21 protein-coding genes are annotated in these 22663 nt (G+C 71.9%); 11 read left to right on the top strand and 10 right to left on the bottom strand.

The window, feature by feature from the left end; translation table 11 throughout:
- Positions 1 to 168 precede the first annotated feature (168 nt).
- Entirely contained in the window at positions 169 to 354 is a 186-nt protein-coding gene (locus KVT45_RS11490) for a hypothetical protein (RefSeq protein ID WP_217546557.1), read from the bottom strand.
- Positions 355 to 748: 394 nt separating this feature from the next.
- Between KVT45_RS11490 and KVT45_RS11485 the strand changes: the two genes are divergently transcribed.
- The 3 genes from KVT45_RS11485 to KVT45_RS11475 all read left to right on the top strand — a co-directional run bounded on the left by KVT45_RS11485 (position 749) and on the right by KVT45_RS11475 (position 7218).
- Positions 749 to 2815 (top strand): UvrD-helicase domain-containing protein, encoded by a 2067-nt coding sequence (locus KVT45_RS11485; RefSeq protein ID WP_217546555.1) that lies wholly within the window; start codon positions 749 to 751, stop codon positions 2813 to 2815.
- A gap of 114 nt (positions 2816 to 2929) precedes the next feature.
- Positions 2930 to 3361 carry a hypothetical protein gene (locus tag KVT45_RS11480; protein ID WP_217546554.1) on the top strand — a complete coding sequence of 144 codons (432 nt, stop codon included), beginning with the start codon at positions 2930 to 2932 and terminating at the stop codon, positions 3359 to 3361.
- Positions 3358 to 7218, top strand: a complete 3861-nt coding sequence (locus KVT45_RS11475) for a WD40 repeat domain-containing protein (protein ID WP_217546552.1) — start codon at positions 3358 to 3360, stop codon at positions 7216 to 7218. Before KVT45_RS11480 ends, KVT45_RS11475 begins: the two co-directional genes overlap by 4 nt.
- Before the next feature lie 27 nt (positions 7219 to 7245).
- Here the strand turns inward: KVT45_RS11475 and KVT45_RS11470 are convergent, their stop codons facing one another.
- On the bottom strand, positions 7246 to 7584 hold the full coding sequence (locus KVT45_RS11470; protein WP_217546550.1) for a helix-turn-helix transcriptional regulator: 339 nt from the start codon (positions 7582 to 7584) through the stop codon (positions 7246 to 7248).
- Positions 7585 to 7668: 84 nt separating this feature from the next.
- On the opposite strand from KVT45_RS11470, the gene KVT45_RS11465 reads away from it, so the two are divergent.
- The gene (locus KVT45_RS11465; RefSeq protein ID WP_254646598.1) at positions 7669 to 8913 is read left to right on the top strand and encodes an MFS transporter; all 1245 of its coding nucleotides are present in this window, start codon (positions 7669 to 7671) and stop codon (positions 8911 to 8913) included.
- Between the two features lie 42 nt (positions 8914 to 8955).
- Here the strand turns inward: KVT45_RS11465 and KVT45_RS11460 are convergent, their stop codons facing one another.
- Positions 8956 to 9597 carry a helix-turn-helix transcriptional regulator gene (locus tag KVT45_RS11460; RefSeq protein ID WP_217546549.1) on the bottom strand — a complete coding sequence of 214 codons (642 nt, stop codon included), beginning with the start codon at positions 9595 to 9597 and terminating at the stop codon, positions 8956 to 8958.
- A gap of 97 nt (positions 9598 to 9694) precedes the next feature.
- Here KVT45_RS11460 and KVT45_RS11455 point away from each other — a divergent pair, with 97 nt between their 5' ends.
- Both KVT45_RS11455 and KVT45_RS11450 read left to right on the top strand, forming a co-directional pair.
- Positions 9695 to 10399: an ABC transporter ATP-binding protein gene (locus tag KVT45_RS11455; protein ID WP_254646597.1), complete on the top strand. Its 705-nt coding sequence runs from the start codon at positions 9695 to 9697 to the stop codon at positions 10397 to 10399.
- Positions 10400 to 10404: 5 nt separating this feature from the next.
- Positions 10405 to 13230, top strand: a complete 2826-nt coding sequence (locus tag KVT45_RS11450; RefSeq protein ID WP_217546547.1) for an FtsX-like permease family protein — start codon at positions 10405 to 10407, stop codon at positions 13228 to 13230.
- Positions 13231 to 13313: 83 nt separating this feature from the next.
- On the opposite strand, the gene KVT45_RS11445 is transcribed toward KVT45_RS11450, so the two are convergent.
- Both KVT45_RS11445 and KVT45_RS11440 read right to left on the bottom strand, forming a co-directional pair.
- Positions 13314 to 14024, bottom strand: coding sequence for a copper homeostasis protein CutC (locus KVT45_RS11445; protein ID WP_217546545.1), 711 nt, complete (start codon positions 14022 to 14024; stop codon positions 13314 to 13316).
- Positions 14025 to 14160: 136 nt separating this feature from the next.
- Complete coding sequence (locus KVT45_RS11440; protein ID WP_217546544.1) at positions 14161 to 14835, bottom strand: maleylpyruvate isomerase family mycothiol-dependent enzyme; 675 nt, start codon at positions 14833 to 14835, stop codon at positions 14161 to 14163.
- A gap of 47 nt (positions 14836 to 14882) precedes the next feature.
- On the opposite strand from KVT45_RS11440, the gene KVT45_RS11435 reads away from it, so the two are divergent.
- Entirely contained in the window at positions 14883 to 15548 is a 666-nt protein-coding gene (locus tag KVT45_RS11435; protein WP_217546542.1) for a hypothetical protein, read from the top strand.
- Between the two features lie 10 nt (positions 15549 to 15558).
- Positions 15559 to 16629 (top strand): GNAT family N-acetyltransferase, encoded by a 1071-nt coding sequence (locus KVT45_RS11430; protein WP_217546541.1) that lies wholly within the window; start codon positions 15559 to 15561, stop codon positions 16627 to 16629.
- 6 nt (positions 16630 to 16635) lie between these two features.
- Here KVT45_RS11430 and KVT45_RS11425 read toward each other — a convergent pair whose 3' ends face one another.
- Positions 16636 to 16902: a DUF4031 domain-containing protein gene (locus KVT45_RS11425; RefSeq protein ID WP_217546539.1), complete on the bottom strand. Its 267-nt coding sequence runs from the start codon at positions 16900 to 16902 to the stop codon at positions 16636 to 16638.
- A 24-nt stretch (positions 16903 to 16926) separates the two neighbouring features.
- Complete coding sequence (locus KVT45_RS11420) at positions 16927 to 17310, bottom strand: hypothetical protein (protein WP_217546537.1); 384 nt, start codon at positions 17308 to 17310, stop codon at positions 16927 to 16929.
- Between the two features lie 55 nt (positions 17311 to 17365).
- On the opposite strand from KVT45_RS11420, the gene KVT45_RS11415 reads away from it, so the two are divergent.
- The 3 genes from KVT45_RS11415 (at position 17366) to KVT45_RS11405 (ending at position 20873) form a co-directional block, all read left to right on the top strand.
- Positions 17366 to 18295, top strand: a complete 930-nt coding sequence (locus KVT45_RS11415; RefSeq protein WP_217546535.1) for a MurR/RpiR family transcriptional regulator — start codon at positions 17366 to 17368, stop codon at positions 18293 to 18295.
- 111 nt (positions 18296 to 18406) lie between these two features.
- A complete protein-coding gene (gene murQ / locus KVT45_RS11410) occupies positions 18407 to 19336 on the top strand; it encodes an N-acetylmuramic acid 6-phosphate etherase (RefSeq protein ID WP_217546534.1) in 930 nt (309 codons plus the stop codon).
- A 16-nt stretch (positions 19337 to 19352) separates the two neighbouring features.
- Positions 19353 to 20873, top strand: coding sequence for a PTS transporter subunit EIIC (locus KVT45_RS11405; RefSeq protein ID WP_217546532.1), 1521 nt, complete (start codon positions 19353 to 19355; stop codon positions 20871 to 20873).
- A 95-nt stretch (positions 20874 to 20968) separates the two neighbouring features.
- Here the strand turns inward: KVT45_RS11405 and KVT45_RS11400 are convergent, their stop codons facing one another.
- The 3 genes from KVT45_RS11400 to KVT45_RS11390 form a co-directional block, all read right to left on the bottom strand.
- Positions 20969 to 21853, bottom strand: coding sequence for an acyl-CoA thioester hydrolase/BAAT C-terminal domain-containing protein (locus KVT45_RS11400; protein ID WP_217546530.1), 885 nt, complete (start codon positions 21851 to 21853; stop codon positions 20969 to 20971).
- A 14-nt stretch (positions 21854 to 21867) separates the two neighbouring features.
- Positions 21868 to 22200, bottom strand: a complete 333-nt coding sequence (locus KVT45_RS11395; protein WP_217546528.1) for an N-acetyltransferase — start codon at positions 22198 to 22200, stop codon at positions 21868 to 21870.
- Between the two features lie 62 nt (positions 22201 to 22262).
- Positions 22263 to 22655: a hypothetical protein gene (locus KVT45_RS11390; RefSeq protein ID WP_217546837.1), complete on the bottom strand. Its 393-nt coding sequence runs from the start codon at positions 22653 to 22655 to the stop codon at positions 22263 to 22265.
- Between the last annotated feature and the right edge of the window lie 8 nt (positions 22656 to 22663).

The raw sequence follows: 22663 nt of genomic DNA, 5'->3' as shown, positions 1-22663 counted from the left end.
CGGGGCGTGGAGCAGGACGCAGAGGGCGGCGAAGGAGCAGAGGGAGACCGTCAGTAAGGAGAGGGACAGGGGGAGGGAGACAGGGAGGGAGAGAGGGAGGGGCGGGGCGGCAGGGGCGGCAGGGGGTGATGTCACCGTCCGGTTCGGCACGGTGGTGACCCTATGCCGTCACTTGCGGTGTATGCCCGCCTCCTCGCCGTACTCGCCGAGTATCGCGACGCTGAACGCCGCGCCGACGAAGACCTTGACGGCGCGCAGGGCGTCGCCCAGGCGGTGGTGGGTGTGAGCGACTCCGTCGAGGGCCGTGGCGCCCGGGGGGCCGCTGGGGGCTGGGTGGATGGTTGCTGCGCTCATGCCTCAATGGTGGAACTTCGGGCATAAGCACGGCATCGGTCCACGGGTCCAATTTCCGGTATCCCCCCGTCCACCCCCCGATGGACCCCGCCCCCGACCTCAGACCCACCCTCCGGGTGACACTCCCCCTAGGGGACGCAGCGGGTGCGGGTGGGTGGGGCTGGTCGCGCCCGCGCGGCGGAGCCGCATATTGATACAGCCCCGCGCCCCTGACGGGGCGCTGCCCCCGGAAATCCATTGGCCTCCCCCGCCCCCACCTCACTACAATCTCCGCTCTTGCCCGCCTCCGCCCTCGGAGTGCCGCCGCCCGGACGGAAACCGGTCGGCTGATCGCCACCTGTGCGCCATCCACACCTGAGCGCCATCGACTCGCAGGCCCTTCGGAGGCACCCCCTTGTCCACGCCCGCCCGCGACCCGCTAGCGGACCCGCACCCCGACCCCCTCTCCCGCGAACGCTCCCACCTCGCCGAGTCCCGTTCCGCCCTGCGCGCGATGCGGGAGGACGTCGAGTCGCTGGACATCAGCAACGTCACCGCGAACTGGGTCAACGCCGAGGTCCTCGCCCGCCAGATCGACGAGCGCATCAAGGCGCTGGCCGACCTCAGCGACACACCGCTCTTCTTCGGCCGCCTCGACTACCTGCACGCCCCCGGCGCCGACCAGGCCGAGGGCGCGTACGGCGAACGCTTCTACATCGGGCGCCGGCACGTGCACGACCACGACGGCGACCCGATGGTCATCGACTGGCGGGCGCCGGTCTCGCAGCCGTTCTACCGGGCGTCCAAGAAGGACCCGATGGACATCGCGCTGCGCCGCCGCTTCGGGTACACCCGCGGCGACATCACGGCGTACGAGGACGAGCACCTCTCCGACCCCGCCGAGGCGGCCCGCACCAGCAAGCTGCTCCAGCAGGAGATCGAGCGCCCGCGCGTCGGCCCGATGCGCGACATCGTGGCGACCATCCAGCCCGAGCAGGACGAGATCGTGCGGTCGGGCCTGTCCGGCACGGTCTGCGTGCAGGGCGGCCCCGGCACCGGGAAGACCGCCGTCGGCCTGCACCGGGTCGCGTACCTCCTCTACGCGCACCGGGAGCGGCTCGCCCGCACCGGCACCCTGGTCATCGGGCCGAACCGCTCCTTCCTGCACTACATCGAGCAGGTGCTGCCCGCGCTGGGCGAGCTGAGCGTGCAGCAGGCGACGGTGGACGACCTGGTGGCGAAGGACGTCGACGTACGCGGCACCGACGACGCTCCCGCCGCGATCATCAAGGGCGACGCCCGGATGGCGGAAGTCCTGCGCAGGGCCGTCCACGCGCACGTCACCCTGCCCACCGAACCGGTCGTGGTCGTGCGCGGCTCCCGTCGCTGGCGGGTCCCGGCGTACGAACTGGAGGACATCGTCCGCGAGTTGCTGGACCGGGGCATCCGGTACGGCGCGGCGCGCGAGGCCCTGCCGCAGCGCATCGCGCACGCCGTGCTGGTCCAGATGGAGCGGTCGGGGGAGGCGCCCGACGACCGCGTGCAGGACTCGGTGGCCCGCAACGCGGCGGTGAAGGCGGCCGTCAAGCACATCTGGCCGCCGGTCGACCCGGCGAAACTCGTCCTGCGCCTGCTCACGGACGCGGACTTCCTCGCGGAGCACGCCGCCGGGATCCTCGACGAGGACGAGCAGAAGACGATCGTATGGGCGAAGCCGGTGCGCAGCGTCAAGTCGGCCAGGTGGTCGGCCGCGGACGCGGTGCTGATCGACGAGGCGACGGACCTCGTCCAGCGCACGCACTCGCTCGGCCATGTCGTCCTGGACGAGGCGCAGGACCTCTCCCCCATGCAGTACCGCGCGGTCGGCCGCCGCTGCACCACCGGATCGGCGACCGTCCTCGGCGACCTGGCACAGGGCACCACGCCCTGGGCGACGCGGAGTTGGGACGAGGCCCTGTCCCACCTCGGCAAGTCGGACGGCGTCATCGAGGAACTGACGGCGGGTTTCCGCGTCCCCACGGACGTCATCACCTACGCCTCCCGGCTCCTCCCGCACATCGCCCCCGGCCTCGCGCCGGTCGCCTCGGTCCGTGAGAACCCCGGTTTCTTCGCCCTCCGCGCCATCGCGGACACCGCCGAAGTGGTCGCCGCGTGCGAGGAGTTGCTGCGCAACGAGGGCTCGACGGGCCTGATCGCGGCGGACGCGCGCGTGCCGGCGCTCGCGGAGGCGCTGACGGCGGCGGGCATCGGCTACCTGGCCCCCGGCGAGGAGACCACGGCGGAGACCCGCCTCACCCTGGTCCCGGCGTCGCTGGCCAAGGGCCTGGAGTACGACTACGTGGTCCTCGACGAGCCGGGGGCCGTGGTCGACGGCGAACCGGACGAACGCACCGGCCTGCGGCGGCTGTACGTGGCACTGACCCGGGCCGTGTCCGGCCTGATCGTGACCCACGCGGCCGCGCTGCCGCCGCAGCTGGCCTGAGCCCGTCCTTCACCCTTCAACCAAAGCGCCCTGGCCGCTGTCACGTTGACGCGACACCTCACCCCAAATGGGGTAAATTTACCCGATATAGGGGATTTCATGAGGTTGATGGCGATGGATCCGATCGTAACGACGGCGGCCACGGCCTTGGTAGGGGCGATGACCACCGATGCCTGGGAACACGTACACACGGCCCTCGTCAGCTGGTGGCGCCGTATTCGTCCGCAACAGGCCGACAGCGTGGACGCGGAACTGGAGCAGTCCCGGCACCGCGCCCTGACCGCCCACCGGGAACAGGACGCGGACGGGGAGTCGGAGCTGGTCGCGGTCTGGGAGAACCGGCTGACCGAGCTGTTGGGGGAGAACCGCGAGCTGGCGGAGCAGCTGCGCCGGCTGGTGGACCGGGACATCCCCCCGTACGTGCACCACGAACACGTGCACCAGGACACCGGCAAGCGCACCGGGACCCAGGAGACCCGCGTCGAGGCGTCCGGAAGCGCCCGGGTCTTCATCGCCGGGCGTGATCAGCACATCCACGAGCCATGACCCCCGCCGACGGACGACCCGCACGCGACCTCGGCGGCCCCTCCCTCCGAAGCGAGGAGAGCCACTTGCAGATCCACGCCTCGGACCGGGCCAGGGTTTACGAGGCCAGGCGGGACATGTTCGTCGCCGAACGAGATCTGCATGTGCACTACGAAGACGGTGTGCGCGAGAGACGCCGGGTGGTCGCCGGCTCGGTCTCCGACGAGTGCCCCTACCCCGGCCTGGCCGCGTTCGGCACCGACCAGGCGCAGTGGTTCTTCGGCCGGGACGCACTGGTGGCCAAGCTGCTGGTCCGGCTCGACGCCTGCCTCGCGGTGGGCGGCGCGCTGGTCGTCGTAGCACCCTCCGGGGCCGGGAAGTCCTCGCTGCTCAGGGCGGGCCTGCTGGCCGAGCTGGTGCAGGGCGCGCTGCCCGGGTCTGCGCTTTGGCCACGGGTGTGGCTGACGCCGACATCCCATCCGATGGAGGAACTCGGCAGCCATCTGTGGGAGGTCATGGAAGTCGGCTCGGACGGTTCCCCCGTCCTGCCGCCGGACAGACTGCGCCGCGCACTTGCGAGAGGCCCCGCGGAACGGCGGGTCATGGTGGTCGTCGACCAGCTGGAGGAGCTGTTCACGCTGTGTCCCGACAAGCATGAGCGGCATGCCTTCCTCGACGCGGTCCTGGGCATCGCGGAGCCCGGCCCGGGCGGCGAACCGCCACCCGGCCTGGTGGTCTTCGGACTGCGTTCGGACTTCTACACCCACTGCGCGGGCCACCCAGGTCTCCTCAGCGCGGTGGAACGCAACCAGGTGATGGTGGGACCCCTGTCCCGGACCGGCGTACGGGAGGCGATCCTGTACCCCGCCCATGCGGTCGGGCTGGACATCGAACCCGGACTGGTGCAGCTCCTGCTGCGCGACCTGGGCGCGACGGAAGACGGAACGGACGACACCGCCGCCTACGAGATCGGTCGCCTGCCGCTGCTCGCCCACGCCCTGCGCGCCACCTGGATGCGCCGCGCGGGCCATGTCCTCACGGTCGAGGGCTACGAGGCGACCGGCGGCATCGCGAACAGCGTGACCACCGAGGCGGACCGCTGGTTCGACCGGCTGGATCCGCCGGCACAGGAGACCGCGCAGTCCGTGTTCCTGCGGCTGGTCAAGTTCGGTGACAGGGGAACGAAGGACACCCGCCGGCCGGTCCCGTTCGACGACCTGCTGAGCCATTGCGCACGTCCCGACGAGGCCGCCCAGGTCGTCGAGAAGTTCACCCGGGGACGCCTGCTGACCCGGGAGCACGACACGGTCACCATCACCCACGAGGTCCTGCTCCGAGCCTGGCCGCGCCTGCAGCAGTGGCTACGGGACCACCGCGCCCGATACCTGGCGCGGCAGCGGCTGGAGGATGCGGCGGCCGCATGGCAGGAGGCCGGGCGGGACACCGGAATGCTGTATCGGGGCGGTCGGCTGGAGGAGGCCCGTGCTCTGACGGCGGGTGACGAGGAGGACGGGGGTGGGGGTGGAGCTGGGGGTGGGATCGGTCACCTTGCGTCCGAGTTCCTGGCCGACTCTGTACGACACTGGCAGCGCGGGCGGCGGATACGGCAGGGGGTTGTCGCCTGCCTGAGCGTGCTGGCGGTGCTGGTCGCGGTGTCGGCCGGCATCGCGCTCAAGCAGAGCGTTACGGCGGAGCGGGAGCGCAACACCGCGATCGTCGGTGAGATCAGGTCCAAGGCGGATCAGCTGCGTACGGCAGACCCCTCTCTCGCCGCCCAGCTGGATCTGGTGGCACACAGGATGAACCCCGGCGAGCCGACCGAGGTCAACCTGCTCGGCGACCAGAACATGCCGCTGTCCACCGTGCTGACCGGCCACGAGGGCCAGGTCAACGCCGTGGGCTTCAGTCCGGACGGTCGTGTGCTGGCCAGCGGAGACGGCGCCGGCGTGATCCGGCTGTGGAACACCGACCCGACGGGCCACCCGAGCGAACTGGGCAAGCCGCTGCGCGCTTTCGGGAAGCCGGTGTGGGGAGCGGTCTTCACCCCCGACGGGCACTTCCTCGCCGCCGCAGGCGAGGACGGCACCATCCGCCTCTGGGACGTACGCGACCTCCGCCACCCCGTCAGCCTGGGTGACCCGGTCGAGGCAGGCGGCGGCATGCTGTTCACCCTTGCCGTCAGTCCCGACGGCCACACACTGGCGACAGCGGGCGAGGACCGTCGCATCCGCCTGTTCGACATCACCGATCCCCGGCATCCCAAGCCCCTCGCGAAGCCGCTGACGGCCGCCGATGGCGACTACCAGGTGGACAGCGTCGCCTTCAGCCCGAACGGCAAGCTGCTGGCGTCCGGCGGGGCCGATGGAACGGTACGGCTGTGGCAGGTGACGGACCGACGGCATCCGTCGGCGGTCGGGCAGGTTCCGGACCCGCTCTCCACCGGGCCCAAGAGCCCAGCCGCTGCCTCTATGGTCGCCTTCAGTCCGGACAGCCGGACACTGGCCGCAGCCGGCCAGGATCAGGCGGCCCACGTATGGGACGTCACGCATCCGGCCAAACCGGTCCCGCTCCCCTCCGAGAACGCCGGCTCCAGCGCCAGTGTCAACGCGGTGGGGTTCTCCCCCAGAGGCGACATCATGGCCTACGGCGGCGATGACAACGCCGTCGTACTCGAGAACGTCACCTCCCCCAAGGACCTCCGGACTGTCGCACCGACCCTGATGGGCCACACCGGACACGTGTGGGCGCTCGCCTTCGACCCGTCGGGCACCAGGCTGGCCACTGCCGGCAACGACCACAACATCCGGCTGTGGACGATCCCGGGCACGATGCTCACCGGACACGCGGGCTATGTCGCGACGACGGCCCTGAGTCATGACGGGCAGCTGCTGGCCTCCGGCTCGGCGGACAAGACCGTACGGCTCTGGAACGTCGGCGATGCGGCCGCTCCCCGGCTGGTCAGCTCCTCGATCCGGGTCCGCGCGTCGTACCCCTACACAGTGGCCTTCAACCCCGAGGGAAGGGTGCTGGCCGTCTCGGCCGGACCGGATGTGCAGCTGTGGGACGTCACCGAACCAGCCAGGCCGACGCTCCTGAGCAGTCCGCCCCGGCACGCCGACGACAACTTCCTGAGTGTCGCGTTCACTCCCGACGGGAAGACCCTGGCCGGCGGCAACGTCGACGGAACGGTTGCCCTCTGGAACGTCGCCGATCCGTCCCGTCCGACGCTCCTCGGCCCGCCGCTGGACGTGGGCACGGCCGGACAGATCAACCGGGTGGCCGTCAGCCCCGACGGACGCACCCTCGCCGCCGCCTCGGCCGACGGCCAGCTCCGCCTGTGGGACATCGCCGACCCCGCGTACTCCAAACCCCTGGGCCCACTCCTGCCGGTCAGCGAAGAGGGGCTCAGCACCATCGCCTTCAGCCCGAACAGCCGCATACTCGCGACCTCCGGAAGCGACGCGGCGATCCGGCTGTGGGACCTCGCCGACCGCGCCCGTCCCAAGCGGCAGAGCCAGGACCTGACGGGTCACACGGGCACCGTCGACGCACTCGCCTTCAGCCCGGACAACGGCACCCTGGTCAGCGGCGGTTCCGACTACAAACTCCGGCTCTGGGACGTCCACGACCCGACGCACGCGCGGCTCTACGGAGAACCGATGACCAGCGTCGCCGATTACATCGACGCGCTCGTGTTCTCCCCCGACGGCCGCCACCTCTTCATCGGCAGCGGCGACAAGACCGTGCGCATCCTCCCCCTGACGCCCCAGGCCGCCATCGACTACATCTGCCGCTCCACCGGCAACGTGCTGACCCGCGACCTATGGAGCAAATACGTCACGCATCACGCCTACAACCCCCCATGCGCCCACCTTTGACGACCTTCGCCACCCGCCCTCGTCCACCTACTCCGGCAGCCCCTTCAGTACGGCGTCCAGCAGCCCGGGGAAGCGGGTGTCCAGGTCGGCTCGGCGCAGCTGGACGTACCGGTTGCGGCCGACCGCGCGGGTCGAGGTGATCCCGGCCTCGCGCATGATCTTCATGTGGTGCGAGACGGTCGACTTGTGCAGATGGCCGACGCCGAGCGCGTCGGGCGCACAGCTGAACTGCTCACCACCGGCGTACTTCTTCAGCAGCATCAGCCGGACCGGGTCGCCGAGCGCGTGCAACACCCTGACCAGCTCGATCTCCGCCGTGTCCGGCTGCGGCAGCCACTCGCCGTCCGCGCTGTCCCCGTCGCCCACCGGTACACCCTCCTTCGCGGCACCCGACAGTACCGTTTGACAATCATCCAACAGTCCCTATTGTTTGACCAACGTCAAACCGTCATGCGTGCTCTCGTATTCGACGCACCTGGGGGACTCGTGCGCCTACGCCTGCTCCTGCTCGCTCTCGGTACCTTCGCCGTCGGCACCGACGGCATGGTGACGGCCGGCATCCTGCCGCTCGTCGCCCGCGATCTGAACGTGTCCATCTCGGTCGCCGGACAGATGGTGACCGTCTTCGCCCTCGCCTACGGCATCCTCGCCCCCGTCCTGGCCACGGCGACCGCCCGCTGGCCCCGCCGCCACGCCCTGCTCACCGGGCTGGCCGTCTTCACGGCCGCCAACGCGCTCACGGCGCTCGCCCCGTCGTACGGCGCCCTGCTCGGCACGCGCGTGCTGGCCGCCGTGGGAGCCGCCCTCTACACCCCCACCGCGAGCGCGGTCGCGACCTCGCTGGTACCGCCGGAGCGGCGCGGCCGGGCCATCGCGGTGGTGATGGGCGGGCTGACGGTCGCGACGGCGCTCGGGGTGCCGCTGGGCACCTGGATCGGCCGTACGGACTGGCGGCTGACGATGTGGCTGGTGACGGGACTGGGCGCGGCCGCCTTCGCCGGACTGGCCGTCCTCCTGCGGGAACTCCCGCAGCCGGCCGCCGCGTTGGCTCTCCGGGAGCGGCTGGCGCCGCTTGCCGACCGGCGGGTCGTGGGTGCGGCGGCCACCACGTTCCTGATCTTCGTGGCCTTCCAGACGACCTACATCTACTACACGGTGGCCACCTACCCCGCGACCGGCGGCTCCCAGGACAGGCTGACCCTGCTGCTCCTGGTCAGCGGCATCGCGGCGGTGGCCGGCTCGCAGCTGGGCGGGCGGCTGGTGGACGCGTGGGGACCGCGCGTGGTGGTGCTGTCGGCCCTCGCCGCCTACGTCGCGGTGGCGGCGGCCGCGCCCTGGACGCTGCGCACGATGCCGACGGCGCTCGCCGCGTCGGTGGTCACGCCGGTGATCGGGTGGGCGCTGGCGGTCGCCCAGATCACCCGGATCACCTCCATCGCCCCCGCCAATGCGCCGGTGCTGGTGTCACTGAGCAGCAGTGCGACGTATTTGGGGATGGCGGCGGCGGGGGGTACGGGGAGTCTCGCGCTGGAGCTTTTCGGGGATCGGTGGTTCTTGCTGGTGGGGGCGGGGATCGCGGTGTTGGCGCTGGGAGTGGCGGGGGTGACCACGGCCCATGGGGTGCCTCTCGACGGCCGTCACCAAGGGCGGGTGCGGGTGGGGGTGCGTGAGGACTCGTCGCAACCACGCGGCTGACCCCGCGTCGAGGACAGACGTCAAGCGACGGCAGGCGTCGGGCTAGGCGGACTCCGTGCGGGACCCTCTCGTCCCGCCGTGCCCGCCGGCCTCATCGGCGCCGCCCTGCGCCTGTACACGCTCCGGCGCCTGTGAACCCTCCGGTGCCTGTGCGCCGTGTGCTGCGGCGAGCGGGCCCAGATGCTGCGCGGCGCTGTCCAGCAGTCCGAGGTCGGCCTTGGTGTGTGCGATGGCGGCGTCGATCAGGACGGCGACCAGCGGTTCGTCGGCGTGGGCCCGGCGCTGCCGTGCCAGGCCCGCGAGCTCGGACAGGTACGTCTGCCGCTGCGACTCGATCAGCGTGGTCAGGGCCTGCGGGCCCAGGGCGACGGCGCCGAGGAGCTTCAGGAACAGTTCGTCGCGGAAGCCGCCGACGCGCACCCAGGCGGTGGTCGCCCAGGAGCGCAGTTCGGCCTCGCCCGCCTCGGTGAGCGTGTAGAGGTTCTTGTCGGGCCGGTCGGTCTGCGTGACCTGCGAGCGGGAGACATAGCCGTCACGGACCAGCCGTTCGAGGATCTGGTAGAGGTGACCGATGTTCAGGCCACCCCACTGCGGGCCGATGGCCTCCTCGAAGCGGGCCTTGAGTTCGTATCCGTGATTCGGTCGCCGGGTCAGCAGCGCGAGCACGGCGTGGTGGAGCGGCATGTACGTCCCTTCTACATTGTGACAACATACCCCTGAATTGCCGCAATGTATGTGCGGCGATACATGTGCCGCGATGTACGAGGGCGAGGCTGCATCTATGGCTGTGAGCGTGGCGTTGCGCGGGGTGAGCCGTCGGTATCCCGGGCTGACCGCGCTGGACGAGGTCGACCTGGAGGTCGCGGCCGGCGAGGTGGTGATGCTGACCGGGCCTTCCGGCGCCGGCAAGTCCACCGTGCTGCATGTGACGGGCGGCATGGACCAGCCCGACGAGGGACACGTCGAGATCGACGGCACGGAGCTGGTGCCCCGGGACCTGGACCGCCACCGGCGGCGGATCGGCTTCGTCTTCCAGCGCTTCCACCTGCTGCCTGCGCTGACCGTGCTCGACAACGTGCTCGCCCCCGTCCTGCCGCGCAGAGTGGACTTCGACCGGCGTGCGCGCGGCATGGAACTGCTCGAAGCGGTCGGCCTGGACCACCGGGCCGACGCCCTGCCCTCGCAGTTGTCGGGCGGCCAGCAGCAACGCGTCGCCGTCGCACGCGCGTTGATCAACCGGCCGGGACTGCTGCTGGCCGACGAGCCCACCGGCAACCTGGACAGCGTGATCGGGCGGGAGATCATCGACCTGCTGATGTCGCTGCGTGAGCGGTACGGGATGACGATGCTGATCGCCACCCACGACGCGGAGGTAGCCGCCAACGGAGACCGGGTGGTGCGTCTGACCGACGGCAGGATCACCTCGGACCAGCAGGTCACACCGTCCGGCGACGTGTTGCACCGGCTGGGGGGCCTGCGCCCGTGATAGCGATGATCCTCGATCAGTTACGGCGGCGACGCGGGCGCGCGCTGGCCCTGGCCGCCGGGATCCTGGTGGCGGCGACCAGCTTCACCCTGCTGACCGCGACGGTGAGCACGAGCCAGGCGACCACCGTGGGCACGGTACGGAAGAACGCACGGTCCGCGTACGACGTCCTGGTACGCCCGCCCGACTCGCAGACGGACGTGGAGCGGCAGAGCGGACTGGTCGCACCGAACTTCCTGTCCGGCACGTTCGGCGGCATCACCATGGACCAGTACCGGCGCATCGGCGGCATGGCCGGGGTCGACGTGGCCGCGCCGGTCGCCAACATCGGCTACCTCATGGTGTCCAGCACCGTCACCGTGGACGTGTCCCGCTTCCTGGACAGCAAGGCGTCCCGGCAGATCCTGCGCATCAGCCCGACGCTCACCTCCGGACTGGGCACCTACCGCACCTCCGACGAGTACGTCTACCTCACCCGCTCCCCCCTGACATCGGCGGGGACGCCGGAGGACCTGTTCCAGTCCGACACCCTGGAAAAGGGAGCGGTCGACAAGAGCACCCAGCGGTACCGGCTGAAGGGGAAGTACGACGTCTGCTTCTACTTCAACCGGGACAAGACCGAGCAGACCGAGTTCAACCTGAACCTGCCGATGAAGTCGAACTTCATCGCCGAGGACCTCAGGGAGAAGTCACCGTTCGACCCGGACCTGAGTTCGCGGATGGACTGCCAGTCCGGCCGGGACAAGGCCACCATCGACGTTCCGGTCAGTTACCCCGTGCTGCTGTCCGCCATCGACCCGGCAGCCGAGGACAAGCTGGTGGGCCTCGGCTCCACCGTCACCTCGGGCCGGATGCTCACCGAGCAGGACAAGCCGTGGACGGTGTCGTCCGCCAAGAGCGTCCACGGACAGCACGACTCCTACATCCCGGCGCTGCTCAGCAACGACCCGCTGACCACCGGAACGCTCGACGCCACCGTCCAGCGGCTCGACGTCGGCGACCCGGCCGAGCTGCCCTCGAAACTGGGCAACCCGACAGCCGACAGCTTCGTCCGCGGCCTGCACGGCACCACGGTGGGCAGGACCCGGGTCGACCTGAGCAAGGGCTACCGGAAGGCGCTGAACGAGGATTCGTTCGACACCGGCGACTACTGGACGGTCGGCCCGGTCACCTACCGCCGGGCCTCCGACGGCGACCTCGCCGCGCAGACACAGCCGCCGCAGAAGCGCAGCCTGTGGGTCACCAACTCGAACCAGCAGCCGTTCGCCAACGTCCCCGAGGAGAACCACCAGGGCACCCAGTACCGGAAGGTGACCAGCCACGCCGCCACGGACTGCATCGGGCTGGGTGTCTGCGACGGCGTCGACTCCGGGCGCCTGCCCAATCCCTTCGTCCACCTGGTCGGCCGCTACGACACCGGCAGACTGCACGGCTTCTCGGCACTGTCCGACACCCCGCTGGAGACCTACCAGACGCCGCAGGTCACCGGCGCGGACAGCGCGACCCGGGCGAAGCTCCACGGCAAGCCGCTGCAACCCGATCGCAACCTGGGCGGCTACGTCAGCCCGCCACCCACCATGCTGACGACGATGGACTCCATCACCGCGCTCACCAAGAGCCGCCGCGTCCCGAGCCTCCAGGACAAGGCGCCGGTGAGCGCGATCAGGGTCCGGGTGGCCGGAGTGACCGGCGTCGACACCGCCTCCCGGGCACGGGTGAACGCAGTGGCCGGGGCGATCCGGGCCGCCTACCCCCGGCTCCAGGTCGACGTCACCGTCGGCAGCTCGCCCGCCCCGCAGACGGTGGCGCTGAGTGCCTCGGCGCAGGTGACCGAGCGTTGGGTCGCCAAGGGCGTGGCCCTGCGCATCCTCAGAGCGGTGGACACCAAAAGCGCGGTGCTCTTCGTACTGGTCCTCGTCGTGTGCGCGCTCTTCCTCGGCCAGGCGGCGCTGGCCTCGGTGCGCTCACGCCGCACCGAGATCGGCACACTGCGCTGCCTGGGCTGGAGCGGCGGCGAAGTACTCCGCCTGGTCCTCGGCGAACTGGCGGTGATCGGCCTCGCCGCCGGAGCGGCGGGCACGGTGCTCGCGTACGTGCTGGGCCGGGTGCTGGGACAGCCCGAAGCCGGCGCCAAGTCACTCCTCGTACTCCCGGTGGCGCTCCTGCTGGCCACGGTGGCGGGCCTGATCCCCGCCTGGCTCGCCACCCGGCTGGGACCGATGGAAGCCGTCCGGCCCCCGGTGACGGCGGCCCGCCGCGCGCGCCCGGTACGTTCGGTGGCCGGACTTGCCGTGCTCAATCTGCTGCGGGTGCGGGGCCGCACGCTGCTGGGTGCGGCGGGGCTGGCGCTGGGAGTGGCCGCCTTCACGGTGCTGCTCGCCCTGACGCTGGCCTTCCGGGGCGAGGTGGCCGGGTCGCTGCTCGGCAACGCCGTGGTGGCACAGGCGCGCGAGGCCGACTACCTCAGCGTCGCCCTGTCCTTGCTGCTGGGCGCCGCCGGCGCGATCGACGTACTGGTCATCTCGCAGCGCGAGCGCGCCGCCGATCTCGCGGTGCTGCGGGCGACCGGCTGGACCAACCGCGAGCTGGCGAAGCTGACCCTCTACGAGGGGATCGGACTGGCTCTGCTGGGTGGCCTGTCCGGCGCGGTGGCCGGTCTGGCCGGGGTGCTGTCACTCGGCCGGGGCGTGCTGCACGGACACCTGTTCACGGTCGCCGGCGCCGCGCTGCTGGCCACGCTCGCCGCGACCGCCCTGGTGGTGGCGGCGCTGACGGTGCCGATCCGGGGGCTGTCCCGGATCGCCCCCGCCCACCTGCTCGCCGCCGACTGACCCGACCGTCGCCCACGGGCGCTGAGACCCCGGCCCATGAACAGGGCCGGGGTCCTCCGCACAAGGCCGGGGTCCTCCGCCGATCAACGCGGTCCCGCGCCCCCGGACCGGTCCAGCGCCCGGCGCCAGGACCGCACCGCTTCCTCCGACACCGCCCCGTCCCAACCCGTCGGCCGGGCCGCCCCGCCGATGTGGAAGGCGTCGATGCCCGCCGCCCGGAGCTCGGGCACGTGATCGAGCCGTAGCCCTCCGCCCGCCAGGATCGTCTGCTCGTACCCCGGCTCGCCGCGTCGCCGTGCCTCGGCCAGCAGCCTGGGCAGCCCCTCGTCCACGCCCTCCGCGGCTCCCGCCGTGAGGTAGGCGTCGAGGCCCGGCAGGTCGGCGAGCTGCTTGCGCAGGGCGTCCCGGTCCGCGGCCCGGTCGATGGCCCGGTGGAAGGTCCAGCGGCAGCCGTCCAGCGCGGCCACGACCCGCTCCACCGCGTCCAGGTCCACCCTGCCGTCCGCGGCCAGGAACCCGAGCACGAACTGGTCGGCCCCGGCCGCCCGCAGCTCCCCGGCCACCCCCACCAGGCGGCCGGTGTCGCCCGCCGCGAACCCGTCCGCCAGTCGCAGCATCACACGCAGGTCGATGTCGACGGCGGCCCGGATCGCGGTGAAGGTCCGGAGCGGCGGGGTCAGCCCGTCGGCCGCCATGTCCGTGACCAGTTCAAGGCGGTCCGCGCCTCCGGCCTGGGCGGCGACCGCGTCCTCTGCGTCGAGGGCGATCACCTCCAGGACTGCCCGCGTGCTCATAGGGCCCCTTCCGTGGTGTTCCCCGTGTACCCCGTGCACCTCTCGCAAGAGGTCTAGTCCGGAGGTCTAGTCCAATCCAGGGTACGCGGGGAACACCGACGGCCGCGAGACCGCCCCCGTCACACACCGGCCGTATTCAGCCGTAGAGGTTCAGCTCCGCCGCCTCCGCCCCCATCAGCTCGTACGGCACCCCGTCCGCCGACCGCCCGGTGTACAGCCGTACGAGCGTCGCCGCGTCGCCCATGAAGCGGGCCGGGGTCCGGGTCCCGCTCGTCCCGCCCAGGTGCAGCGGCTCGTCCACGTCGTCCAGGTCGGCCTGGAGCCGCAGATGCCCCCGCTTCCGGGTCACCCGGGCCAGCAGGGAGAGCGCGTGGGGCAGGCCCGCGCCCGCGTAGGCGCCGGGTTCCCCGAGGGTGTCGCGGACGTCACCGGCGTGCACCCACTCGCCCAGGGCGACCGGGTCCAGCGCCCCGTCCGCCCGCCCCGCGATCACGTCCCCGGCCTCGGTCATGCCGCGCTCCAGCTCGTCGAGGACCCGGGCGTTCGTCCAGTCGGCGCGCTCGGCGATATCACGGTCGTTCGCCTCCGGCGAGAACACGCCCTTCTCGAAGCGGCTCTCCACCACCCGGATCAGCGCGGACGAACAGTGTGCGAGCACGTCCCGCACCGTCCACCCCGGACACGCGGCGGTCGGCAGCGTGAAGTCCGCGTCCGGCCGGGAACGGAGAAGCGGGATCAGCGCGTCGCGCTCGATGGCGAGGAGACGTCCGGGCAGCAGGGGGTCGCGTGCGTCGTCAGCAGCAGCAGTCATGCGCCCCACGCTAGGGCGATGTCAGTGGCCGGCGGGAGAATAAGCGCATGGCCGATCTCGACGCCCTGCACTCCCGCTGGCTGACCGCCTTCCTCCAGTCACGGGACGACGACTCCAGCGCGCCCTCCCCGCACCGGTACGCCGACGAACTGCTCCGCCGCTGGCAGGAGCCCCAGCGCCGGTACCACACGGTCGCCCACCTCACGGCGGTCCTCGACCGCATCGACGTCCTGGAGGAGTACGCGGACGACCCGGACCTGGTCCGGCTCGCCGCCTGGTTCCACGACGCGGTGTACCTGCCGGACCGGTCGGAGAACGAGGAGCGCTCGGCCCGCCTCGCCGAACGCGCCCTCCCCGAGGCCGGGATCTCCGCGGAGAGCACCGCCGAGGTCGCCCGCCTGGTCCGGCTCACCGTCACCCACGACCCGGCCCCCGGCGACCGCAACGGCGAGGTCCTGTGCGACGCCGACCTCGCGATCCTCGCCGCCCCGCCCGCCGCGTACGCCGCCTACACCGCCGAGGTGCGCGAGGAGTACCACTTCGTCCCCAACGACGCCTTCCGCGCCGGCCGTTCCGCGATCCTGCGCCAACTCCTCGGCCTGCCCCAGCTGTTCAGAACGCCGCACGGCCGGACCGAGTGGGAGCCGACCGCCCGCTACAACCTCGCCGCGGAGCTGGAAATGCTGTCGACCGCGGAGGACCCGGCGTCCTAGGGTGCGGCCCATGCGGACATTGGGCGGGGACCAGGTGGAGGAGGCCGTCGCGGGCAGCGTGGCCGCGCTGCGGGCGGCGCCGGACCGCGACTGGACGGAGGTGAAGGCGGGCCGACTGGAGTGGAGCGTCCGGGAGACGGCCGTACACCTCGCCGGAGCCCTCATCGCCTACGCCGGCCAGCTAGCCGGCCGCGCCGAGACCGCGTACGTCCCCTTCGAGCTCGTCCTGGAGGACGGCGCCGACGACGCCGGCGTGCTGCACGTCGTCCAGACCACCGGCGCCCTGCTCGCCGTCACGGTCCGCAGCACCCCGCGCGAGGTCCGCGCCTTCCACCCCTACCCCTCCCACCGCGCCGACCGCACGGGCTTCGCCGCCATGGGTGTCGCCGAACTGCTGCTCCACACCCACGACATGGCGGAGGGCCTGGGCATCCCCTACCGGCCCGCCGAGGAGCTCGCCGAGTCCGTCCTCACCCACCTCTTCCCGCACGTCCAGCCCGGTCCGACGCCCTGGCAGACCCTGCTGTGGGCCACCGGCCGCGGCGAGCTGCCCGGCCGCGCCCCGGTCACCGGCTGGCGCTGGTACAACAACCTCGTCATCCCCGCCGAACGCCTCGACCTCGTCGGCATCCGCCCCGCCGAAGCCCGTGACCTGCGCCTCGGCGGCGACGGCGGCTTCGAGTGGATCGAGGGCGGCCCCTACGAAGGCACCCGGGACGCCGCCGGCTTCCTGCTGAAGGCGTACGAAGGGGGCGTGCACCGGCCTGAGTTCGGCGTCTTCGCCCTGGTCAGCCGGGAGGACGGCCGGGCCGTCGGCGGCATGGGCTTCCACTCCGCCCCCGACGAGGACGGCCGGGTGGAGATCGGCTACGACCTGGCCGAGGCCGCCCGCGGCCGGGGCTACGCGACGGAGGCGCTGCGCGCGCTGACCGACTGGGCGTTCGCCCGCGAAGACGTACGGTCCCTGTTCGCGACCATAGAAGCGGCCAACACCCCGTCCCAGGCGGTCGTCACCCGCGCCGGGTTCGCCAAGGTGAGCGAGGACGAGAACGAGGTGGCCTTCGAACTGCGCGCGCCGTGACGGCCGTTACCGGCTGTCGCCCTTACGGCGGCGCAGCCCCGCCCCGTGCAGCAGCCGCACCACCTCGCGGCTGCTGACCTCCACGGCACCGGCCCGCACCGCGTCCGCGTAGCGGTGGGAGGGGATGTCGTAGTGGTCGCGCTCGAAGGCGCGGCGGAGTACGCCCATGCCCTCGGCGAAGGTGTGCAGTTCGGCGTACGAGACGTCGCTGACCAGGTGGGACCACATCCGGCCGTGGCCGGGCCAGTTCGGCGGGTCGATGTACACCGTCATGAGAGCACCGTCACGAGAACACCGTCACGAGGACGGCTCCCCGCCCAGGGAGCCGCCCAGCGAGCCGACGGAGGCGACCTTCACGCCCGCCTTGTGGCACACCCAGTGCGGATCCGGGCCGAGTTCCGGTTCGACGTCCAGGGCGTGCGGGTCGCCGGAGCCGCACACCGGGCACAGCGGCCAGCGGCCGTACCGCTCAAGGAGTGCGTCCTGCACGTCCTGGGCCACCAGCCCCGCCACGTACTCCGCGCCGTCCGGCCACTGCTGGACCCACCAGCGCCGCTGCACGACGGAGTCCTCGACCAGCGAGACCACGTCCGCCTCGGCGACCTCGCCGGCGACGAGATCGGCGAGCACCAGGGCGCGCGCTGCATGCAACGCCTGTTCCAAGGGGCTTACGGGGTCCATGGTCCCATTGTGCGCGGTCTTGACCCGGCGACCGAAACGAAAATATCTTTCAAGGGTGACCGAGGACGTGAAGGAAACTTTCGGCAACCGCGGAGCCGGTGCCGCGCCGCCGGCTCCCGCCGCCCTCGCGGCCAAGGTGCGGACCCTCGCGCCCTCCATGACCCGTTCCATGCAGCGCGTCGCCGAGACCGTCGCGGGCGACCCCGCCGGCTGCGCGGCCCTCACGGTCACCGGCCTCGCGGAGCGCACCGGCACCAGCGAGGCGACCGTCGTCCGCACCGCCCGGCTGCTCGGTTACCCCGGCTACCGCGACCTGCGGCTCGCCCTCGCCGGGCTCGCCGCGCAGCAGCAGTCGGGGCGGGCGCCCGCGATCACCACCGACATCGCCGTCGACGACCCGATCGCCGACGTCGTCGCGAAACTCGCCCACGACGAGCAGCAGACCCTCGCGGACACGGCGGCCGGCCTCGACACGGTGCAGTTGGGGGCCGCGGTGAGTGCGCTCGCCGGGGCGCGGCGGACCGATGTGTACGGCATCGGGGCGTCGGGTCTTGTCGCCCAGGACCTCACGCAGAAGCTGCTGCGGATAGGGCTGATAGCGCACGCCCACAGCGATCCGCATCTCGCGGTCACCAACGCGGTGCAGTTGCGGGCCGGGGACGTGGCGATAGCGATCACGCACTCCGGGGCGACCGGGGATGTCATAGAGCCGTTGCGGGTGGCCTTCGAGCGGGGGGCCACGACCGTCGCCATCACCGGGCGGCCGGGTTCCTCGGTGACGCAGTACGCCGACCATGTGCTGACGACGTCGACCTCGCGGGAGAGCGAGCTGCGGCCGGCGGCGATGTCGTCGCGGACCGGTCAGTTGCTGGTGGTGGACTGTCTGTTCGTGGGGGTGGCGCAGCGGACGTACGAGGCGGCGGCGCCGGCGTTGGCGGCGTCGTACGAGGCGTTGGCACACAGGCACCGGAGTGTGCCTCGATAGACCGTAGGGGTGTGCGTTGCGTGGCGGCCGCGGGTGCGTTGTGGCTTGTCGCGCAGTTCCCCGCGCCCCTGGTTGGTTGACCGAGCGCTAGTCAGAAAGAGCCGTCCTGCCATGACTACCGAACATCGCGCCCTCCGCTCCGAGCTGGAGTCGCTCACCACCGAAGCCTTCCGCCCCGAACTCGCCGAGATCGACACGCTCCCCACCCTCGACATCGCCCGGCTCATGAACGGCGAGGACGCCGGAGTGGCCGGTGCCGTGGCTCTGCAGGTGCCCCGGATCTCGGCCGCGATCGACGCCATCGCCGCCCGTATGGCCCAGGGCGGCCGGCTGGTCTACGCCGGGGCCGGAACCGCCGGGCGGCTCGGGATTCTGGATGCCTCCGAGTGTCCGCCCACCTTCAACACCCGCCCCGGTCAGGTCGTCGGGATCATCGCGGGCGGGCCGTCGGCCATGGTCACGTCCGTCGAAGGTGCCGAGGACTCGGCGGAGCTGGCCCGGAAGGACCTCGACGACCTCGGTGTCGACGCCTCCGACACCGTCGTCGGCGTCTCCGCCTCCGGCCGCACCCCCTACGCCGTCTCCGCCGTCGAGCACGCCCGTGCCCTCGGTGCGCTGACCGTCGGCCTCTCCTGCAACGCGGGCAGCGCGCTCGCGGCCGCCGCCGAGCACGGGATCGAGGTCGTCGTCGGCCCCGAGCTGCTCACCGGCTCCACCCGCCTCAAGGCCGGCACCGCCCAGAAGCTCGTCCTCAACATGCTGTCGACGATCACGATGATCCGGCTCGGCAAGACGTACGGAAACCTGATGGTCGACGTCCGCGCCTCGAACGAGAAGCTGCGGGCCCGTTCGCGGCGGATCGTGGCCCTCGCCACGGGCGCCCCGGACGAGGAGATCGAGGCGGCCCTCACCGCCACCGACGGCGAGGTGAAGAACGCCGTCCTGGTGATCCTGGCCGGCGTCGACGGGCCATCCGCCGCCCGCCTTCTGGAGGAGTCCGGCGGCCATCTGCGCGCCGCGCTCGCCTCGGCGGGCGGCTGACCCGCACGCTCAGGGGGTGCAGAGATCGTCGTACGACACCGCCGCCGCGCTGCTGCCCCTGGTCGGCGGCCCCGCGAACGTCACCTCCGTCGCCCACTGCATGACCCGGCTCAGGGTGGGGCTGGGCGATCCCTCGCTCGTGGACGCGGAGGCGGTGCGGGCCGTGCCGGGCGTGCTGGGGGTGGTGGCCGACGGGGACACCCTGCAGATCGTCATCGGGCCGGGGGCCGTGGTGACCGTGACCGCCGAGTTCGAACAGCTGCTCGCCGCCGGGCAACTGGCCGCCCGTGGGGCCGAGCTGCGGGCGGACCGCGCCCGGCGCAACGCGACCCCCGTCAAGACCGCCCTCCGCCGTATCGCGGACGTCTTCGTGCCGCTCATCCCGGCCCTGATCGGCTGCGGAGTGCTCGCCGGTCTGGGCGGGCTGCTCGTGAACGCCGGCTGGCTGCCCTGGCTGACCCCCGCCCTCGCCGCCGTCGCCTCCGGCTTCATGGCCCTGATCAGCGTCTTCGTCGGCTACAACACGGCGAAGGTGTTCGGCGGGACGCCGGTGCTGGGCGGGGCGGTCGCGGCGATCGTGGTCTATCCGGGGGTCGCGAAGGTGACGGCCTTCGGGGTGGCGCTCGCACCCGGTCAGGGCGGAGTCCTCGGGGCCCTGGCGGCGGCACTGCTCGCGACGTACGTCGAACGATGGTGCCGGGGCCGCGTCCCCGACGCCCTCGACGTCCTGCTCACCCCCACCGTCACCGTCCTCGTCGCCGGACTGGCCACGCTCTACGGCCTCATGTACGCCGCCGGTCTCATCTCCTCCGCCATCGGCACCGCCGCGAACTGGCTGCTCGCCACCACCGGCCCGCTCGCCGGCCTGATCCTCGGCGGGCTCTTCCTCCCCCTGGTCATGCTCGGCCTGCACCAGGCCCTGATCCCCATCCACACCACCCTCATCCAGCAGCAGGGCTACACCGTGCTGCTCCCCCTCCTCGCCATGGCAGGCGCAGGCCAGGTGGGCGCGGCGATCGCCGTCTACGCCCGCCTCCGCCACGACACCGCACTCCGTACGACCATCAGGTCGGCGCTCCCGGCGGGCCTGCTGGGCGTCGGCGAGCCCCTCATCTACGGCGTCTCGCTCCCCCTCGGCCGCCCCTTCCTGACCGCCTGCGCGGGCGGGGCGGCGGGCGGCGCCTTCGTCGGCTTCTTCGCGGTGCTCGGCGACCGCGTGGGCGCCACCGCCATCGGCCCCTCGGGCTGGGCCCTGTTCCCCCTTCTCACGGGGAACAGGGGCCCGGCCCTGGCGGTGGCGATCTACGCGGGCGGCCTGCTGACCGGTTACGCCGTGGGTTTCCTGGCGACGTACGTCGGTCTCAGCCCCGCCGGTAGCCCGGGGAGCCCGGGTGGCCCGGGGAGCCCGGGGAGCCCGGGTGGCCCGGGGAGCCCGGGGAGCCCGGGGAGCCCGGGGAGCCCGGGGAGCCCGGGGAGCCCGGGGAGCCCGGGTGGCCCGGGGAGCCCGGGTGGCCCGTCACCTCGGCGATCCAGGTGATGAAGTCACCGGGGTCGTTGTCGGCGGCGAGGTTGGCGGCGACGGTGAGCGAGGTGCCGCTGTCCTTCGTGCCGAGGCGGATCCACCAGTCGGTTTCAGCGGTCGTCGGCACCGGTTCTTCCGTCGCCGAGCGCGTCGAGGATGTGCGGCCACGCTGCCCTGCCGAGGAGCGCGTCCGCTTCAGGAGTGCCTCCGTACCTGAAGCGCGGGGACGCCGACGCGGGGCTCTCACCAGGAAGGCGTTGCCGGTGGCCGGCATCGTCGCGGGCGATCAGACGCACGGCTGCCCCGACCGACCGCCGGCGTTGCGCCAACTGCTCGGCGAAGGGAAGCGACGGCCACATCGCATCATCGCCGCCTGCCACCAACAAGACATCGGCCCTGGCCGTGTCCACGGGGATGTCCGCCGAGGGAAGCGAGTGAGCGAAGGTCCGCTCGCTCAATTCGTACCATCCCCGGATGGCGACCGGACCGCTGTCCGGCTCCGCGGGAACCCAGGAATCGTCCATCGGGACAAACGGCAGCGGCCGGTCCCGCCAGGTCCAGGACGAGCGGTACGGGTGGTGCGCACCGTCGCGGCCCGGGCCGACATTGCACCAGACTCGCGAGGTGGGCGACAGCGCGACGGCCACGTCCACACGCGTGTCACGCACAGCCGTGAGCAGAGCTGCCTCAGCCCCCTTGGAGAAGCCGAGAATCCCGATGCGTTGCGCTCCGCCAAGCCGGAGGAAGTCGACGGCGGTGGTGAAGGTCTCCAGGGGAACTTCGCAGATCCCCGGCGGCTGCCCGGGCCCACCGAACCAGCGGATCGTCAAGGCTGCGAAGCCCTGCTGAGCGAGGATGCGCGCCCGTTCACGCTCGATGCGCCCGCTGGATCCCGCCAGGACCAGAACGCCGACCTCGCTCCCGTGCACCGGAGCGATCAGAACCCCTTCCCAGGGATGGGTCAGCTCGCGCTCAGTGATATCGGTGATATCCATCGACACGACTCCGCTCACCGCTGCAGGACAAAGCGGTAGACCCGGGAATCCCTCGCCTCGAAGCCGAGGCGCCCGTACAGCCGGTTCGCCGCCTGCCTGGACGGACGCGAGGTGAGGTCCACGGTTCGAGCGCCCGCCGCCTCCGCCAGCCGCAGAGCCTCCTCGGCCAGAGCACCCCCGACACCATGCCCCCGCGCGGCCTCGTCCACCACCACGTCCTCGATGTGAGTCCCCACGGCCCCGCGATCCAGGGGACTGGCCGTACTCGGAAGCTGCGGCAGCAAGCGCGCTAACGCCTCAACCGACTCGTCGTCCGCTTCCCGGACGACCGCCACCTCAACGCTCATGACTGCGACACTACAGAGCGGGCTTCTTCTCGCGTCGGCGCTCGGGCCTGGAATCTCAGGCGTCAACAGGGCAGCCGCCGCACCCTGTTGATCCGCCGCACCTGCGCCCGCAGCACCTCCTCCGGCGGCGCCGGCTCCAGCGACTCCGGCGGACAGTCCCACTCCTTGCCGCCGACGACGGGCCGCACCTGCACGACACCGCCGACATGCCCCCTGACCTCGCCGATCCGCCCGTCCCGTACGTCCGTCACATACGTCCCGAGCGGCGGCCGTTCCCCCCGCACCACCGACGCGAGCCGCTCCGCGACCCGCACATTGCACCGCCCCAGATCCACCAGAGCGAACGGCTCGTCGCTCGCCCCCGTCACGGGATCGACGCACAGCGACGGCAGCACGACACCAACGCCCTTCAGAGCCGCCCGCAACGTCTCCACCACTTCTTCGGTGGTCCGCAGCACCATTC

The organism is Streptomyces sp. GbtcB6 (assembly GCF_019091475.1).
In the GTDB taxonomy this organism is placed as follows: Bacteria; Actinomycetota; Actinomycetes; order Streptomycetales; family Streptomycetaceae; genus Streptomyces; species Streptomyces hyaluromycini.
This window is presented reverse-complemented; position numbering and strand designations above follow the sequence as displayed.

Coding starts and splice junctions, on each gene's coding strand:
- KVT45_RS11395 (WP_217546528.1), bottom strand. CDS start 22,200: ATGAGCGTTGAGGTGGCGGTCGTCCGGGAAGCGGACGACGAGTCGGTT.
- KVT45_RS11425 (WP_217546539.1), bottom strand. CDS start 16,902: ATGACGGTGTACATCGACCCGCCGAACTGGCCCGGCCACGGCCGGATG.
- KVT45_RS11465 (WP_254646598.1), top strand. CDS start 7,669: ATGCGTGCTCTCGTATTCGACGCACCTGGGGGACTCGTGCGCCTACGC.
- KVT45_RS11435 (WP_217546542.1), top strand. CDS start 14,883: ATGGCCGATCTCGACGCCCTGCACTCCCGCTGGCTGACCGCCTTCCTC.
- murQ (WP_217546534.1), top strand. CDS start 18,407: ATGACTACCGAACATCGCGCCCTCCGCTCCGAGCTGGAGTCGCTCACC.
- KVT45_RS11430 (WP_217546541.1), top strand. CDS start 15,559: ATGCGGACATTGGGCGGGGACCAGGTGGAGGAGGCCGTCGCGGGCAGC.
- KVT45_RS11455 (WP_254646597.1), top strand. CDS start 9,695: ATGGCTGTGAGCGTGGCGTTGCGCGGGGTGAGCCGTCGGTATCCCGGG.
- KVT45_RS11445 (WP_217546545.1), bottom strand. CDS start 14,024: ATGAGCACGCGGGCAGTCCTGGAGGTGATCGCCCTCGACGCAGAGGAC.
- KVT45_RS11460 (WP_217546549.1), bottom strand. CDS start 9,597: ATGCCGCTCCACCACGCCGTGCTCGCGCTGCTGACCCGGCGACCGAAT.
- KVT45_RS11440 (WP_217546544.1), bottom strand. CDS start 14,835: ATGACTGCTGCTGCTGACGACGCACGCGACCCCCTGCTGCCCGGACGT.
- KVT45_RS11480 (WP_217546554.1), top strand. CDS start 2,930: ATGGATCCGATCGTAACGACGGCGGCCACGGCCTTGGTAGGGGCGATG.
- KVT45_RS11490 (WP_217546557.1), bottom strand. CDS start 354: ATGAGCGCAGCAACCATCCACCCAGCCCCCAGCGGCCCCCCGGGCGCC.
- KVT45_RS11400 (WP_217546530.1), bottom strand. CDS start 21,853: ATGGATATCACCGATATCACTGAGCGCGAGCTGACCCATCCCTGGGAA.
- KVT45_RS11475 (WP_217546552.1), top strand. CDS start 3,358: ATGACCCCCGCCGACGGACGACCCGCACGCGACCTCGGCGGCCCCTCC.
- KVT45_RS11420 (WP_217546537.1), bottom strand. CDS start 17,310: ATGGACCCCGTAAGCCCCTTGGAACAGGCGTTGCATGCAGCGCGCGCC.
- KVT45_RS11450 (WP_217546547.1), top strand. CDS start 10,405: ATGATCCTCGATCAGTTACGGCGGCGACGCGGGCGCGCGCTGGCCCTG.